Consider the following 14204-nt stretch of genomic DNA (forward strand, 5'->3'; position numbering starts at 1 on the left):
AACGCGCATACTCGCCCGCTCGTTAAGAGGAACCTTTACACTCCTTTGCTGACTGTCGTCGGGTATGACCGAGACCGTGCTCCTCGTCGGCGGCGGCGGCCGCGAACACGCCGTCGCGCGCTCGCTCGCCCCGGACTGCGACCTCCACGCGTGCGCGAGCAACCGCAACCCCGGCATCGACGCGCTCGCCGAGTCCTTCGAGACGCTGGACGAAACCGACCCGGACGCGGTCGCCGCGCACGCCGAGGCCGTCGGCGCTGACCTCGCGGTCGTCGGCCCGGAGACGCCGCTCGCCGCCGGCGTCGTGGACGCGCTCGAAGCCGCGAACGTGTACGCGTTCGGCCCGCGGGAGGCCGACGCCCGCATCGAGACGGACAAGGCGTTCCAGCGCGAGTTCATGCGCGAGCACGACATCCCGGGCTGTCCGGACTTCGAGACGTTCACCGACACCGAGGCGGCCTGCGAGTACATCGACGCCTACGACGGCGACCTCGCCGTGAAACCCGCGGGCCTCACCGGCGGGAAGGGCGTGAAGGTCACGGGCGACCAGGTCACCAAGGAAGAGGCGAAGGCGTACCTCCGCGAGGAGGACTACGACGAGGTCGTGCTTGAGGAGCGGTTCGTCGGCGAGGAGTTCACGGTGCAGGCGTTCGTCGCGAACGGCGACGTGCGACCGACGCCCGCGGTCCAGGACCACAAGCGCGCGTTCGAGGGCGACGAGGGCCCGAACACGGGCGGGATGGGGAGTTACTCGGACGCCGCGCGCACGCTCCCGTTCATGACCGCCGAGGACTACGACGACGCCGTCGCGGTGCTGGAGGCCGTCGTGGACGCCCTCCCCACGTACCGCGGCGTGCTCTACGGCCAGTTCATGCTCACCGCGGACGGCGTCAAAGTGGTCGAGTTCAACGCGCGCTTCGGCGACCCCGAAGCGATGAACACGCTCCCCGTCATGGAGACGCCCTTCCTGGACGTGCTCACGGCCGCGCGGGACGGCGAACCCCTCCCCGAACTCGCGTTCGACACGACCGCCACCGTCTGCAAGTACGCCGTCCCCGCCGGCTACCCGACCGACCCCGAAGCGGGCGCGCGCGTCACCGTCACCGAGGACTCGGTGGGCGAGGACGCCATCCTCTTCTACGCGAGCGTGGACGCCCGCGACGACGGCGTCTACACCACCACCTCCCGGAGCTTCGCCGTCGTCGGTCTCGGAGAAACAATCGCGGACGCCGAAGACCGCGCGAGCGACGCGCTCGCGGGCGTGACCGAGGGGTTCCGCATCCGCGAGGACATCGGAACCGCGGAGCTCGTGCAGCGCCGCATCGACCACGTCGAACGCCTCCGCGACTAACCACGAGACGGCGTAGCGATTAACTCTAAGTAGCGCGCACGCGTCTTTCTTCCTGTATGTCGAGCGACGAAGTCACCCGGTTGTTGAAGCAGGCGTACCAGGACGAAATCGAGACCGTGATGAACTACATGTCGAACTCCATCGTGCTGGACGGCGTGCGCGCCGAGGAGATCAAGGAGTCCCTCCAGACGGACATCCAGGAGGAACTCGGGCACGCCGAACAGCTCGGCGAACGCCTCAAACAGCTCGACGAGTCCCCGCCCGGCTCCGGCGAGTTCGAGGCGCACCAGGACAGCCTCCAGCCGCCCGCGGACACCACGGACGTGCTCTCCGTCATCGAGGGCGTCATCGAGGCGGAGGAGGACGCCATCTCGACCTACCGCGACCTCATCGACGCCGCGGAGGACGCGAACGACCCCGTGACGGAAGACCTCGCGGTGACGCTGCTCGCGGACGAGGAAGCCCACCGCACGGAGTTCCGCGGCTACCGCAAGGAGTACAAGAACGACTAACCCCTCGGACGCCCCAGGTGGCGTATGAACGCTATCTACGTCGTCCTCGCGCTCCTCACGGGCGCGATTACGGGCGCGCTGTTTCGCTTTCTGGACGTGCCGATTCCCGCGCCGCCCAGCCTCGCGGGCGTGATGGGAATCGTCGGTATCTACGTCGGGTACAAGCTCGTGGAGTACGCGGGCGTCGAGTACGATATCGTGGAAGCGCTCGGCCTCTAGATGCCGAAGGTCGCGCGGAGCATGTCGCGGGTTCCGGGGCCGAGTCCGACCGCGAGCACGGCGACGAGGAGGAGGACGGCGAACCGCGGGTTCTCCTCGTAGAGCTCGTCGTTGAACAGCCAGACGACGAACGTCGCCGCGACCAGTTTCAGGAGCAGGAAGCCCCAGGCGTCACCGATGACGGCGGTGATGCTCTGCGGGACGTACTGCTGGGTGAGGTCGACGACGGCGCTGTTCACGGGGTGTTTCGGGACGAGGTCGCCGTTCGGGTAGCCGAGTTCCGCGCCCCAGTCGAGGCCGATGACGTTCGACACGCCGTCGACGGCGTGCCCCCAGATGACGACCGCGCCCGCGAGCCCCGTCCCGTAGTTGATTTCGGGCGCGAACGCGTCCGCGCCCTTGTAGACGGCGACGGCGAGCACGGTGGCGATGCCGATGGTGAGCACCGTGAACACGGGGAGGAAGTGGACGCGGTCGGTGGTCGCCGCGAGGTAGCCGAGGTAGGCGAGGGACGCGGCGAGCACGGCGCTCCCGATGGCGGCGAGCGGCCGATAGTAGTCGTCCGTGTAGTCGCGCCGGGCGATCCAGACCGCGAGGACGAGCGCGCCGACCGCGAGGAAGAAGACGGTGAAGTAGATGAGCGGACTGATGATGAACGAGTTCCACGGGTAGGGGACGGCGCTCCCGCCGAGCGCGTCGTTCGCGTCCTCGACGACGCGGAGCGCGCCGCCGAAGAACATGAACGGCAACAGCGCGAACAGCAGGCGGCGGTTCTCCCCGACGTTCAGGCGGTCGAGCAGGAAGACGACGCCGCTGAGCATCACGATGAGCGTCACCATGTATCCGACTTCGCTCACGAGCGTGTATCCGGGGTACGCCACGGGCTCCGTCGCGCTCGCGCACTGGACGGCGCTGTCGAGGAGGACGGGACTGCCGCCGTTCCACGCCGCGCACGCCGCGCCGTGGGCGTCCGCGTACACCGGCCCCCAGAAGTAGTGCCAGACGAACCCGCCGTACACCGTGTCGTAGAAGAGGAGCGACCCGCCGACGAGCGCAAGCACGGCGGCACCGACGCCGGCCGCCCACGTTCGCTCGCGGTCGGTCTCCGGGAAAGTCATGTGCGAGAAATCGTCTCAGGGGCCGCTTTACGCTTCCGGTCTCAGACGGGGAGTTCGTGCGTTCGGTACTCGGTGTCGAGGACGACCATCGTCTGCGAGCGCGCGAACCCGTCCACCTGGGCGATGCGGTCGAACATGAGTTCGCGGAGTTTCGACGTGTCCGGCGCGTACACCCGCATCACGATGTCCCACTCGCCCGTCGTGAGCGTTATCTCCTGCACGCCGTCGATGCTCTTCAGGAGGTCGAGCGCCTCGTCCTCCCGGCCCTGCTCGACTCGCAGTCCGACGATGGCGGAGAGACCGTACCCGATGGCTTCCGGGTCGACGTCGGCGTGGTAGCCGCGGATGACGCCCTCTTCTTCCATGCGTTTCACGCGGTCGTGGACGGTCGCGCTCGACATGTCGATGCGCCTCGCAATCTCGCTGAACGCCACGCGCGCGTCCTCCTGGAGCGCCTGGAGGATTGCGCGGTCCGTGTCGTCGAGGTCCATACGCCCCGTGGGGTTCGGGAGCCCAATACGTTTGCTACTCGATTGCACGCCGCGCGGCGGCGAGCACCTCCTCGTGGCGGGTGTCGTTCGACGCCACCAGGCCCGTGCTCTCCGGCGTCCACTCGTCGCCCTCGATGTCGGTCACGCGCCCGCCGGCCCGCCGAATCATGTGCACGCCCGCGACCGTGTCCCAGGGGTGCGTCTCGACGTTCGTCACCGTCGCTTCCAACTGGCTTGCCGCCACCATCGACAGCGTCACCTGCGCGCTCCCGAACCGACGCATGTCCCCGAACCGCTCGACGACGCCCTCGCAGATGCCCGCGTACTCGTCGCGGTCGGCGAACGCCCACCAGACCGTCGGCGACACCGTGAACGCCTCTGGGTCGTCCTCCTCGCTCACCGACACCGGGTCGCCGTTCACCCACACGCCCTCCGCGTTCGAGACGTAGGTGTCGCCGAGCGCGGGCAGGACGTTCGCCGCCGCCACCGCCTCACCGTCCTCCACCGCCGCGACGCTCGTCGCCCACAGCGGAATGTCCCGCACGTAGTTGTTCGTCCCGTCGATGGGGTCGATGACCCACACCGGCCCCCGTCCCGGCACCTCCTTCAGTTCGTCCTCCTCCTCCCCCACGATAGCGTCCTCCGGGAACGACTCCCGAACCACCTCGATGACCTCGCGCTGGGCGTCCCGGTCGGCGTGCGTCACCACGTCCGTCTTCCCGTCCTTCGTCTCCACCTCGATGTCCGTCCGGAAGAACTCGTCCGCCACGCGCGCACCGGCGCGCGCCGCCGACTCCACCACCGACGCCCTATCGCGTTCGCTCATACTCGGTGGAACGACGGCACCGGCAAGAAAACGTCGATAAAGCGACCGCTACCGAGCACGTGAGTTTGCGGGGGAAGTCCGCCTCGCGGACTTCCGCGCATGTTCGCGCTTTCGCGCACACATGCGGGGGAAGGGATTCGAACCCTTGAACTCCTACGAGAGCGGGGCTTGAACCCGCCGCCGTTGACCAGGCTTGGCGACCCCCGCACGCGTCCCTGAATCGGGGTGTGGCGCGCTTAAGGACTGCGGATTACGGCGTGGGCGCGCCTCGTCGGATGTCGCAGGTCGCGTGGGGGAGCGCAACGCACTTCCCGAGCGCGCCCCTCCGTTCTAGCGAATGCGCGTCGAACAGTTGGGCGACGGCGACCCCGAGTTGGCCGTCGTCGGCGGAGTGCACGGCGACGAACCCTGTGGGGTTCGCGCGATCGAGCGACTCCTCGACGACGACCCGGACGTCGAACGCCCCGTGAAGTGTATCGTCGTCAACGAGAAAGCCCTGGAGCGCGGCGTCCGGTACGTGGACGCCGACCTGAACCGGTCGTTCACGCCGGACACGCCCGCGGACGCCCACGAGCGGCGACTCGCGCAGGAGCTCGCGGAGGAAGTGCAGGGGATGACCGTGTTCTCCATTCACTCCACGCAGTCCCACGCCGACCCGTTCGCGGTGAGCGACGGGCGCGCCGAGCACGTCCAGCGCATCGTCCCGCGGCTCTCCGTCGTGGCGCTCGTGGACACGCAGGACTTCGGGGAGGGCCGCATCTTCGCCGCGGACGCCGACATAGTCGAGGTCGAGGCCGGCCTCCAGGGGTCGGAGACCGCGGCGGAGAACGCGTACACGCTCACCCGGGAGTTCCTCACCGTCGAGGGCGCGCTCCCCGGCGACGCCGTCGCGCGCGAACTCCCCGCGTTCACGATGGGCGACCCGATTCCGAAACCCGCGGCCGACGAGTACGAGGTGTTCGCGGAGAACTTCTCGTTCGTCGAGGAGGGCGACCCCGTCGCCGCCGCCGACGGCGAGGTCATCCGCGCCGACCGCGACTTCTACCCCGTGCTCCTCTCCCCGTACGGGTACGCGAACCAGTTCGGCTACCACGGGCAGAAACAGGAGTCGCTCGGTCAGTCGCCCTCGGGCGCGAACTCCACGAGCGTCAACTCGCGGCCGAGCGCGCAGTAGTCGTGGGGCGGGTCGCCGACGATCTCCTCGATTTTCCGGTTCTCGTCGAAGTCCACGCCCATCGGCTCGCAGTACTCGTGGCTCGGGCACTCGGTGTGCGGACACGGCCCGAGCAACTGGCCCTTGCTCCCGGCGTACGCGCCCTTCGACGGGACGTTCGCGCGGACGCTCGCGGGTTCCACGTCCACGGCGACCACGCCACCGTCGTGCACGCCGCAGTCGAGTTCCTGGCCGTTCTTTCGGACGTCGGTCACCTCGTACCGGACGCCCTCGGTGAGGTTCAGGCACTGCTTGCGGTACGGACAGCCCTCGCAAGTGCTCGCTTCGCCCCGGTAGACGAACTCCGTCCCGGGGTCTGCGAGCCGCGTCCCGACGAGCGTCAACATACTCCGGGATTGCCGGCGAACACGCATAAGCCTCCCGTCACCGCATGAGCCTGCTCGTCGCCTTCGGCCCGCCGGCCGCCGGGAAGACCACGCTCGCGACCCGACTCGCCGCCCGATTCGACGCCCCCGTGCTCCACTCCGACGACTACACCACTCGCACCTACGAGCGCCTGCTCGACGACGCCCGCCACCTGCTCCGCGAGCACGCGCTCGTCGTGCTCGACGGCACGTTCCACGACCCCGACTGGCGAGCGTGGGCGCGCGACAGCGGCGACACCTACTTCCTGTACGCCACCGCCGACCTCGACACCTGCCTCCGCCGCGACTGGGAGCGCGCGGACTCGATAGGCGAACCGGGCGTCAGAACCATCCACCGCGCGTTCCGCGAGCAGGACGCGACCGCGGACGCCGACTTCACCGTGGACACGCGAATCCTTCCCGAAGAAACGACGTTCTCGCTCGCCAGCCGGCGAGTCGCGGACTGGCTCAGTCCGTGAGCCCTCTCAGTTCGTGAGCCGGTCGAGTTCGTCCAGGTAGTCCTCGCGGGGCACCTGGTAGGCGTCCCGGTACGTCACCTCGCCGTTCGCGAAGCGTTCCGCGAGCCGGGTGGCGGCCGCGACGGCCTCCCGGCGCGTGTCCACGGTCTCGTCCGCGGCATCGACGCGAACCTCTGGTTCGAGCGAGAGCGAGACGTGCCACGGCCCCGTTGTTCGGTCGCGCTGTCGGAGCCGTTTCTCGGGACTGCGACGGCTCACGTAAATCGTCGGCATGCAGGGCGCGGGGAAGTCAGCGCCGTCGAACACGTCCGGCCGGAACACCAGCACGGCGCGCCCGCCGTCCTCGTCGCTCCACACCGTCCAGCCGTCGGGCAGCGACCACTCCGTCATCACTCTACGATTGTACCGGATTCCGGATAAGGCGTTCGGGGAACGTCGCCACTACAAAGAATAGCTCCGTGAGAATGCTCGATAGGGGAGTCTGAACCTCGGTCACTCCGCTTCGCTTCGTTCCCTGGTTCAAATCCCCGCCGACTCTCTCGTTTCTCGGGATGTTCGGAAATAGATTCCACTACCGAGAATAGCTCCGTGAGAATGCTCGATAGGGGATTTGAACCCCTGTCGGGGGCTCGAAAGGCCCTCATGATTGGCCGGACTACACCAATCGAGCGTTCGCATTCTGAGTGAGAGGATACGGACTCTTAAATCTCTCTAATCGGAACGAGCGTGAAAGGCGTCGGCACACCGCGGTCGCTCGCGGAAAATCGGGGACTGCGAGCGGCTTACTTGCCCTGGAAGTCGGGGTCGCGGTCGCCCATGAAGGCGGTGACGCCCTCCATGAGGTCGTCGGTGTTCATGAGCTGGCCGAACGCCTGCGCTTCGGCTTCGAGGCCGGCTTCCGTGCTGTCGCGGCCGGCGCGCATCGCGCGCTTCGTGTACTTCTGGGCGAGCGGCGGGCCCTGCGCGAGCTTCTTCGCGAGGTCGAACGCCTCGTCTTCGAGGCTGTCGTTCTGCGTGACCTCGTTCACGAAGCCGTAGGACTCCATCTCGGCGGCCTCGTAGCGGTCGGCGGTGAAGATGATCTCCTTCGCGCGGCCTTCGCCGACGATGTTCTTCAGTCGCTGGGTGCCGCCCCAGCCGGGGAGCAGGCCGAGGTTGTGTTCGGGCTGGCCGAACTCGCTGCGCTGGCTGGCGACCCGGAGGTCTGCGCAGGTCGCCATCTCCATGCCGCCGCCGAGGCAGTAGCCGTCGATACCGGCGACGACGGGGAGGTCGACGCGTTCGAGTTTGCCGAACGTGGACTGGCCGAGACGGGAGAGTTCGACGGCGTCGAGGGGGTCGGCGCTCCCCGCCATGGACTGGACGTCCGCGCCGGCGCTGAACGCCTGGTCGCCCGCGCCCGTGATGAGGATGGCGCGCGCGTCCTCGTCGTCGTCCAGCACGTCCACGGCGGTGCCGAGTTCGTCCAGCAATGCCTCGTTCACGGTGTTCATGCGGTGCGGGCGGTCGAGCGTGATGTGCCCGACGTTCTCCGTCACCTCGATGCTGATGGTGTCGAAGTCCTGCTCGGTCTCCTCGCCGCCGTGCTCGGGGTGGAAGGTTCCCTCCGAATCGGCGAGTTCGACGAGGTAGTCGGCGGGCGCGTAGCGCTCCGCGCCGGTCTCCTCGTGGAGGTCGTCGAGCGTGTCGCGGAGCGTCGCGAGGTCGGACTCGTCCGCGAGGCGCGCGGGGCCGTCCGGGAAGCCCGCGCCGAGCATCACGGCCTCGTCGATTTCGGCGGGGTCGGCCACGTCGTTCCCGACGAGCTTCGCGACCTCGTTCGCCATCACGGCGGTGAGGCGGAGGCGCACGTCCTCCGAGGACTCGTCGGTCGGGATGTCAGCGCCGCCGTCCTCGTAGTCGTAGAAGCCCTGGCCGGACTTCTTCCCGAGTTCGTCCGCCTCGACCTTCTCCACGAGGAGCGGGCACGGCTCGTACGCCGCGCCGAGCACGTCGTTCATGTATTCGAGCACGTCGAGCGCCACGTCGATGCCGACCTGGTCTGCGAGCTCGAACGACCCCATCGGGAGGCCCATGTCGTACTTCGTCGTGGAATCGACCTCCGCGATGGTCGCGTCCTCCTCGTGAACCGTCCACGCCGCCTCGTTGAGGAGCGGGACGAGCACGCGGTTCACGATGAACCCCGGGCTGTCCTTCCGGACGCGCACGGGCGTCTTCCCGAACTGGCGCGCGAGGGCCTCGGTGAGGTCGAGCACCTCGTCGTCGGTGTGCTCGCCCGAGATGACTTCCACGAGCTGCATCCGGATGGGCGGATTGAAGAAGTGCATCCCGCAGAAGCGCGCGGGTCGCTCCGTCACCTCGGAGAGCTCCGTGATGGAGAGCGAGGACGTGTTCGTCGCGAACACCGCGTCGTCGGGCGCGTGGTCTTCGAGCTCCCGGTAGACGTTCTTCTTGATGTCCATCTTCTCCGGGACGGCCTCCACGACGAAGTCCGCGTCGCCCGTCGCGTCCTCCATGTCCACCACGGGAGTCACGCGGTCGAGCGCGCTGTCGGCCTCGTCCTGGGTTATCTGACCGCTGTCGGCGAGCTTGTCGAGACTCCACTCGATTTGCTCGTAGCCGTTCTGCACGAACTCCTCCTTGATGTCCCGCAGGTTCACGTCGTACCCCGCGAGCGCGGCGACCTCCGCGATGCCGTGGCCCATGTTTCCGGCGCCAAGCACCGCGATGGTGTCGATGTCTTCGACGTCCATACACGACGACTCACACGGACGCCGATTGAAGGTTTCCCTCCCGCCCGACGTGAACGATTCGCGGGTTTACACGGGTTTTCACGGGTGACGTAACGCCTATTCTCGCGGCCCTCCTTCGACGGGTATGGGAGAGCCCCACGACTTCCTCCGCGACGACCCCCACCTCGGGCCGCTGGTCGAGGCGCACGGCGAACTCACCATCGACCCCGCCGAGGACATCTTCGCGCGGTTCGTCACCTCCGTCATCCGCCAGCAGGTGTCGATGGCGTCCGCCGCCGCGACCCGCGAACGCCTCTTCGACGCCGTCGAGGTCACCCCGGCGGGGATTCGGGAAGCCGACGACGCCGTCCTTCGGGACGCCGGGCTGTCCCGGCAGAAGACGCGGTACGTGAACAACATCGCCGACGCGTTCGCCGAGAACGACTACACCAGGGAGTTCTTCGAGGAACTGAGCGACGACGAGGTACGGGACGAACTCACCGCGATTACGGGCGTCGGCGAGTGGACGGCGGACATGCAACTACTGTTCTCGCTCGGCCGCGAGGACGTGTTCCCCGTCGGCGATTTGGGCGTTCGGAAGGGTATGGAGGCCGTGTTCGAGGACGACCTCACGCGCGCCGAGATGCGCGAGCGCGCCGAGCGCTGGAGTCCGTACCGGAGTTACGCGAGCCTCTACCTCTGGCGCGCCGAGGAGGACATCGCCGAAGCCGTCGCGGAAGTCGAGGACTGAACTACTCCTCGGAGAGCTCTTCTTCCTCCGCTTCCTCGCTGTCCGTCGTCCGCGTCACGTCCACCTGGTAGTGCTTGAGGATATCCCGGCCGAGCAGGAGCGGGTAGTCCATGTGGCCGCGGTCTTCGAGGCTCGCGGCGACGGTGTGACGGTCGCCGTTCACGCTCACCACGATGTCCACGACGGGCCGCGCCTTCCCCTGCTTCAGGCTCCCCGACTTCACCTTCGTCATGCGCTTGATTGGGCCCGCGCCGATTTTCGCCGCGAACGACGTGTCGAGGCTCGTGCGGGACGCGCCCGTGTCCGACTTCGCGAGCGTGCGCTCGGTGCCGCTCGTCCCCGAGACGAGGACTTCCTCCGTGTACCCGATGACGCGGCGCTCCGTCGGTTCGCTCGGCGTCCGCGGCGCGCCCGACGGCATCGACGTGTCGAACTGGCCGCGGAGGCGCTCGACCGCGTCGTCGCTCACCGCGCCGCCCGCGCGCTGCACCGCGAGCCGCGCGATGTCCGGCGCGGGACTCGTGCCCGTCGCCTTGAACAGGCCCTTGAAGCCCGCGGTGGGATTGACTTCGAGGACGTACCAGCCGTCCTCGCCCTCCACGAGATCCACGCCCGCCATGTCGAGGCCGAGCGTCGTCGCCGCGTCCCGCGCGAGCGTCTCGGCGTCCGCGGGGAGGTCGGGGACGCCCTCCACGTCGCCGCCGAGCGCGACGTTCGTCCGCCAGTCGTTCTCGGGCGCGAACCGCCGCATCGCGCCGATGACCTCGCCGCCGACGACGTACACGCGGAGGTCGCGGTGTCTGTCCTCGTCGCGGTCGATGAGCTCCTGGAGGAACGCGTACCGCTCGCCCACGCGCGGGTTCACGTCCTCGTCCGCCCCGACCTTCCACGTGCCGCCGCCGTGCGTCCCGATGGCGGTCTTGAACACGGCCTCCTCGCCGAACCGCGGGCGCTCCTCGTTCAGGCGGTCGGCGGACAGCGAGAGGAAGGCGTCCGGCACCGACAGCCCCGCCGCCGCGAGGTGGGTGGCGGTCGCGTACTTGTGGAACGCCGTCAGCACGCTCGACGGCTCGTTCAGCATCGGCGTCACGCCTTCGAGGGTGTGCGCGAGCCCGAGCAGTTCCGCCGGCTGCTCCGTGTTCGAGAGCAGGAGCCGGTTCACCACCACGTCCACGTCCGGGTCTATCGACACCTCGCCGTCCCGCACGTCCACCGACAGCGTCTCCTCGCGCAACCACGTCCCCTGATGGCCGAGTTCCTCCACCGCGTTCAGAATCGCCTTCGTCTCCTTCGACGTGTGGAGACTCAACACCCCCACGTGTACCGAATCAGTCATACCCGACGTGACTCGCGGGCGGGCTAAAGGCGTGCCGCATCACGTCCGCTCGACCGCCCGCACACGTTTTTACGTGCCGCGCGCCGAGGAACGGGCATGACAGACGGGGCGTTCACGTACAACGGCGGCCGAGTCGACCCCGGGGAGACCGCCGACATCCGGTACAGCATCAGCGAGACCTACCTCGGCGACCCCATCCGCGTCCCCGTCACCATCGTCAACGGCCCCTACGACGGCCCGACCGTCTTCCTCTCCGCCGCCGTCCACGGCGACGAACTCAACGGCATCGAGGTCGTGCGGGAAGTCGCCCAGGACTGGCCGCACGACAACCTCCACGGCACCCTCGTCTGCCTCCCCGTCGTGAACGTCCCCGGATTCACCGCCCAGCAGCGCTACCTCCCCATCTACGACCGCGACCTCAACCGCTCCTTCCCCGGGAACGACACCTCCACGAGCGCGAAACGGATGGCCCACCAGCTGTTCACGAACTTCGTCGAACCCTGCGACTACGGCGTGGACTTCCACACCTCGACGCGCGGCCGGTCGAACATGCTCCACGTCCGCGCCGACATGGAGAACGACGACGTGGCGGCGCTCGCGCGCGCGTTCGGGTCGAACGTCATCATCGACAGCACCGGCCCCGACGGGACGCTCCGCCGCGAAGCGAGCGACGCCGGCGTCCCCACCGTCACGGTCGAGATGGGGGAAGCCCACCGGTTCCAGCGGCAGTTCATCGACGAGGCGCTCGACGGCGTCGCGAGCGTGCTCGCCCAGTACGGCCTCCACCCCGCCGCGCCCGTGGACTGGCCGGGCTGGCGAACCGTCATCGACTCCGGCGAGAAGACGTGGTTGCGCGCGGACGCCGGCGGCATCGTCGAAACCCACTACGCGCACGGCGACCTCGTCCGCGAGGGCGACCGAATCTGCACAATCACGAACCCCTTCAAGTCCACGCGGGACGAGGTCGCCGCGCCGTTCACGGGCCTGCTCGTCGGCCTCCTCGAAAACCCCGTCGTCTACCCCGGGAACCCGCTCTGCCACCTCGTCGAACTCGACGAACCCACGCGGCGCGCGTACGAACGCGACCGCTCCGGCACGATGCCCGAGCGCCCCGCGTAGGATGCGGGGTTAGTAACTTCTATGTGGAGCGGGGTCAGAGATTCACGTGGTATGAGTCAGTCGTACGACCGGGGCCTCATCGAGGACTTCGGCCGATGGCGGGAGTTCTCGGCCGGCATGTGGGCCTGGGTGTTCCATAAGTTCACGGGATGGGTACTCATCGCGTACCTGTTCACGCACATCGCCGTTCTCAGCACGTCTATCGAAGCGGCGGACGCGTCCGCCGCCGTCATCGCGAACGGCGAGGACGTCTACACCCAGACGCTCCACGGCCTCGAAAGCATCGTCATCGTCCGATTCCTCGAGGTCGGACTGCTCGCGGTCGCCGTCTTCCACATCCTGAACGGCGTTCGCCTGCTCCTCGTGGACCTCGGACTCGGACTCGAACAGCAAGACAAGAGCTTCTACGCGTCGCTCGTCCTCACCGGCGCTATCGTCGTGGCGAGCGTCCCGACGTTCCTCACGGGGGCATTCTAACATGGCAGAACGCTACTCCTCGTTCAGTCGCGGCGGCCTGGCGTGGTTCCTGCAGCGAGCAACCGCGGCGTTCCTCGTTGTGACGCTCGCGTTCCACTTCTTCCTCCTGCACTTCTACAACCACGCGCCCGAAATCACGTTCGCGGGCAGCATGGGCCGAATGGAGGTACCGGCGTACTGGCTGACGATGGTGTTGTTCCTCGGAACGGCGACGTTCCACGGCGTCAACGGCGTCTACAACGCGCTCGTCAACCAGGGAATCAGCGGCACGCCGAAGCGCGTCGCGAAGTGGGTGCTGGTCGTCGCCGGAGTCGCGCTGTTCGTGCAGGGACTCCGCGTCTCGTTCGCACTCGCCGGAGGTAGTCTACTATGAGCACGCAATCACCGGACACGCAGACGGAGTCGGAGACGGATCCGCAGGCTGAACGCCTCGAACGCAAGGAAGAACGCGCGGACGAAGCCGCGTCCTCGACCACCGAGACGGCGGAGGACACGGTCGAACTGAAGGTCTTCCGGTACGACCCCGAAATCGCGGACAAACAGGAACCCCGCTTCGACACGTTCCACGTCCCGCGAAAACAGGGGATGACGGTGCTGGACGCGCTGATGCACGCGCGCGACCACTTCGACTCCAGTCTCACCTTCCGGCACTCCTGCCGGCAGGCGGTCTGCGGGTCGGACGCGCTGTTCATCAACGGCAGTCAGCGCCTCGGCTGTCAGACCCAGATTCAAGACCTCAACAACTCGGACACGGTGCGGGTCGAACCGCTCCCGCACGCGGACGTCGTGAAAGACCTCGTCGTGGAGATGGAGCACTTCTACGACCAGATGGAGTCCGTGGAGCCGTACTTCGACCCGAGCGAGGAACCGGAGGGCGAACAGCTCCAGTCCCGCGAGAACCGGGAGAAGATCAAGATGAGCACGCGCTGCATCTGGTGCGGTGCGTGCATGTCCTCCTGTAACATCGCCGCTGGCGACAACGAGTACCTCGGGCCCGCGGCCATCAACAAGGCCTATCGCTTCTACTTCGACGAACGCGAGGGCGAGGAACGCCAGCAGGAACGCCTCGAAATCATCGAACAGGAACACGGCGTCTGGCGCTGCCAGACCCAGTTCTCCTGTACCACGGTCTGTCCGAAGGACATCCCGCTCACGGAACACATTCAGGAGCTCAAGCGGGAGGCCGTGAAGAGCAATCTCAAATTCTGGTAAATC

The 14204-nt window shown here is 67.7% G+C and carries 17 protein-coding genes and 2 tRNA genes; 10 read left to right on the plus strand and 9 right to left on the minus strand.

The window, feature by feature from the left end:
* The first annotated feature begins 64 nt into the window (after positions 1-64).
* Genes purD through LI334_RS04750 form a run of 3 tightly spaced genes read left to right on the plus strand, consistent with a single transcriptional unit; the run spans position 65 to position 2082 of the window.
* Positions 65-1351, plus strand: a complete 1287-nt coding sequence (gene purD / locus LI334_RS04740; protein ID WP_227262024.1) for a phosphoribosylamine--glycine ligase — start codon at positions 65-67, stop codon at positions 1349-1351.
* Between the two features lie 56 nt (positions 1352-1407).
* Positions 1408-1863 (plus strand): ferritin-like domain-containing protein, encoded by a 456-nt coding sequence (locus LI334_RS04745; protein WP_227262025.1) that lies wholly within the window; start codon positions 1408-1410, stop codon positions 1861-1863.
* 24 nt (positions 1864-1887) lie between these two features.
* Positions 1888-2082: a XapX domain-containing protein gene (locus LI334_RS04750; RefSeq protein WP_227262026.1), complete on the plus strand. Its 195-nt coding sequence runs from the start codon at positions 1888-1890 to the stop codon at positions 2080-2082.
* Here LI334_RS04750 and LI334_RS04755 read toward each other — a convergent pair.
* From LI334_RS04755 to LI334_RS04770, 4 genes are all read right to left on the minus strand, one after another.
* A complete protein-coding gene (locus LI334_RS04755; protein WP_227262027.1) occupies positions 2079-3200 on the minus strand; it encodes a DUF63 family protein in 1122 nt (373 codons plus the stop codon). The genes LI334_RS04750 and LI334_RS04755 overlap by 4 nt on opposite strands.
* Before the next feature lie 41 nt (positions 3201-3241).
* A complete protein-coding gene (locus tag LI334_RS04760) occupies positions 3242-3691 on the minus strand; it encodes an Lrp/AsnC family transcriptional regulator (protein ID WP_227262028.1) in 450 nt (149 codons plus the stop codon).
* 34 nt (positions 3692-3725) lie between these two features.
* On the minus strand, positions 3726-4517 hold the full coding sequence (locus LI334_RS04765) for an inositol monophosphatase family protein (protein WP_227262029.1): 792 nt from the start codon (positions 4515-4517) through the stop codon (positions 3726-3728).
* A gap of 122 nt (positions 4518-4639) precedes the next feature.
* Positions 4640-4724, minus strand: a tRNA-Leu gene (locus LI334_RS04770).
* 130 nt (positions 4725-4854) lie between these two features.
* Between LI334_RS04770 and LI334_RS04775 the strand changes: the two genes are divergently transcribed.
* Positions 4855-5691, plus strand: coding sequence for a M14 family metallopeptidase (locus LI334_RS04775; RefSeq protein ID WP_227262030.1), 837 nt, complete (start codon positions 4855-4857; stop codon positions 5689-5691).
* Here the strand turns inward: LI334_RS04775 and LI334_RS04780 are convergent.
* Positions 5634-6077, minus strand: a complete 444-nt coding sequence (locus tag LI334_RS04780; RefSeq protein ID WP_227262031.1) for a UPF0179 family protein — start codon at positions 6075-6077, stop codon at positions 5634-5636. The genes LI334_RS04775 and LI334_RS04780 overlap by 58 nt on opposite strands.
* A 44-nt stretch (positions 6078-6121) precedes the next feature.
* Here LI334_RS04780 and LI334_RS04785 point away from each other — a divergent pair, with 44 nt between their 5' ends.
* Positions 6122-6574 carry an AAA family ATPase gene (locus LI334_RS04785; RefSeq protein WP_227262032.1) on the plus strand — a complete coding sequence of 151 codons (453 nt, stop codon included), beginning with the start codon at positions 6122-6124 and terminating at the stop codon, positions 6572-6574.
* Between the two features lie 6 nt (positions 6575-6580).
* Here LI334_RS04785 and LI334_RS04790 read toward each other — a convergent pair whose 3' ends face one another.
* The 3 genes from LI334_RS04790 to LI334_RS04800 form a co-directional block, all read right to left on the minus strand.
* Positions 6581-6964, minus strand: a complete 384-nt coding sequence (locus LI334_RS04790; RefSeq protein WP_227262033.1) for a DUF5820 family protein — start codon at positions 6962-6964, stop codon at positions 6581-6583.
* A gap of 205 nt (positions 6965-7169) precedes the next feature.
* A tRNA-Glu gene (locus LI334_RS04795) sits at positions 7170-7244 on the minus strand.
* Positions 7245-7356: 112 nt separating this feature from the next.
* On the minus strand, positions 7357-9327 hold the full coding sequence (locus LI334_RS04800; RefSeq protein WP_227262034.1) for a 3-hydroxyacyl-CoA dehydrogenase/enoyl-CoA hydratase family protein: 1971 nt from the start codon (positions 9325-9327) through the stop codon (positions 7357-7359).
* A 124-nt stretch (positions 9328-9451) separates the two neighbouring features.
* Between LI334_RS04800 and LI334_RS04805 the strand changes: the two genes are divergently transcribed.
* On the plus strand, positions 9452-10057 hold the full coding sequence (locus LI334_RS04805) for a DNA-3-methyladenine glycosylase family protein (RefSeq protein ID WP_227262035.1): 606 nt from the start codon (positions 9452-9454) through the stop codon (positions 10055-10057).
* 1 nt (position 10058) lies between these two features.
* Here LI334_RS04805 and LI334_RS04810 read toward each other — a convergent pair whose 3' ends face one another.
* Positions 10059-11393, minus strand: coding sequence for a RimK family alpha-L-glutamate ligase (locus LI334_RS04810; RefSeq protein WP_227262036.1), 1335 nt, complete (start codon positions 11391-11393; stop codon positions 10059-10061).
* A gap of 96 nt (positions 11394-11489) precedes the next feature.
* On the opposite strand from LI334_RS04810, the gene LI334_RS04815 reads away from it, so the two are divergent.
* From LI334_RS04815 to LI334_RS04830, 4 genes are read left to right on the plus strand one after another with little or no spacing between them, the layout of a single operon-like run.
* On the plus strand, positions 11490-12512 hold the full coding sequence (locus tag LI334_RS04815; protein ID WP_227262037.1) for a succinylglutamate desuccinylase/aspartoacylase family protein: 1023 nt from the start codon (positions 11490-11492) through the stop codon (positions 12510-12512).
* A gap of 51 nt (positions 12513-12563) precedes the next feature.
* Positions 12564-12989 (plus strand): succinate dehydrogenase, cytochrome b556 subunit, encoded by a 426-nt coding sequence (sdhC, locus tag LI334_RS04820; RefSeq protein WP_227262038.1) that lies wholly within the window; start codon positions 12564-12566, stop codon positions 12987-12989.
* Between the two features lies 1 nt (position 12990).
* Positions 12991-13362, plus strand: coding sequence for a succinate dehydrogenase hydrophobic membrane anchor subunit (locus tag LI334_RS04825; protein ID WP_227262039.1), 372 nt, complete (start codon positions 12991-12993; stop codon positions 13360-13362).
* Positions 13359-14201 carry a succinate dehydrogenase/fumarate reductase iron-sulfur subunit gene (locus tag LI334_RS04830; RefSeq protein WP_227262040.1) on the plus strand — a complete coding sequence of 281 codons (843 nt, stop codon included), beginning with the start codon at positions 13359-13361 and terminating at the stop codon, positions 14199-14201. Before LI334_RS04825 ends, LI334_RS04830 begins: the two co-directional genes overlap by 4 nt.
* The last annotated feature ends 3 nt before the right edge of the window (positions 14202-14204 follow it).

Origin of the sequence: Salarchaeum japonicum (genome assembly GCF_020614395.1) — an archaeon.
GTDB classification, from domain to species: Archaea; Halobacteriota; Halobacteria; order Halobacteriales; family Halobacteriaceae; genus Salarchaeum; species Salarchaeum japonicum.

Excerpts from the sequence above, each read along its gene's own strand:
- LI334_RS04815 (WP_227262037.1), top strand. The coding sequence starts at position 11,490 with ATGACAGACGGGGCGTTCACGTACAACGGCGGCCGAGTCGACCCCGGG.
- LI334_RS04760 (WP_227262028.1), bottom strand. The coding sequence starts at position 3,691 with ATGGACCTCGACGACACGGACCGCGCAATCCTCCAGGCGCTCCAGGAG.
- sdhC (WP_227262038.1), top strand. The coding sequence starts at position 12,564 with ATGAGTCAGTCGTACGACCGGGGCCTCATCGAGGACTTCGGCCGATGG.
- LI334_RS04790 (WP_227262033.1), bottom strand. The coding sequence starts at position 6,964 with ATGACGGAGTGGTCGCTGCCCGACGGCTGGACGGTGTGGAGCGACGAG.
- LI334_RS04780 (WP_227262031.1), bottom strand. The coding sequence starts at position 6,077 with ATGTTGACGCTCGTCGGGACGCGGCTCGCAGACCCCGGGACGGAGTTC.
- LI334_RS04755 (WP_227262027.1), bottom strand. The coding sequence starts at position 3,200 with ATGACTTTCCCGGAGACCGACCGCGAGCGAACGTGGGCGGCCGGCGTC.
- purD (WP_227262024.1), top strand. The coding sequence starts at position 65 with ATGACCGAGACCGTGCTCCTCGTCGGCGGCGGCGGCCGCGAACACGCC.
- LI334_RS04825 (WP_227262039.1), top strand. The coding sequence starts at position 12,991 with ATGGCAGAACGCTACTCCTCGTTCAGTCGCGGCGGCCTGGCGTGGTTC.
- LI334_RS04800 (WP_227262034.1), bottom strand. The coding sequence starts at position 9,327 with ATGGACGTCGAAGACATCGACACCATCGCGGTGCTTGGCGCCGGAAAC.
- LI334_RS04765 (WP_227262029.1), bottom strand. The coding sequence starts at position 4,517 with ATGAGCGAACGCGATAGGGCGTCGGTGGTGGAGTCGGCGGCGCGCGCC.
- LI334_RS04805 (WP_227262035.1), top strand. The coding sequence starts at position 9,452 with ATGGGAGAGCCCCACGACTTCCTCCGCGACGACCCCCACCTCGGGCCG.
- LI334_RS04745 (WP_227262025.1), top strand. The coding sequence starts at position 1,408 with ATGTCGAGCGACGAAGTCACCCGGTTGTTGAAGCAGGCGTACCAGGAC.
- LI334_RS04785 (WP_227262032.1), top strand. The coding sequence starts at position 6,122 with ATGAGCCTGCTCGTCGCCTTCGGCCCGCCGGCCGCCGGGAAGACCACG.
- LI334_RS04830 (WP_227262040.1), top strand. The coding sequence starts at position 13,359 with ATGAGCACGCAATCACCGGACACGCAGACGGAGTCGGAGACGGATCCG.
- LI334_RS04775 (WP_227262030.1), top strand. The coding sequence starts at position 4,855 with ATGCGCGTCGAACAGTTGGGCGACGGCGACCCCGAGTTGGCCGTCGTC.
- LI334_RS04750 (WP_227262026.1), top strand. The coding sequence starts at position 1,888 with ATGAACGCTATCTACGTCGTCCTCGCGCTCCTCACGGGCGCGATTACG.
- LI334_RS04810 (WP_227262036.1), bottom strand. The coding sequence starts at position 11,393 with ATGACTGATTCGGTACACGTGGGGGTGTTGAGTCTCCACACGTCGAAG.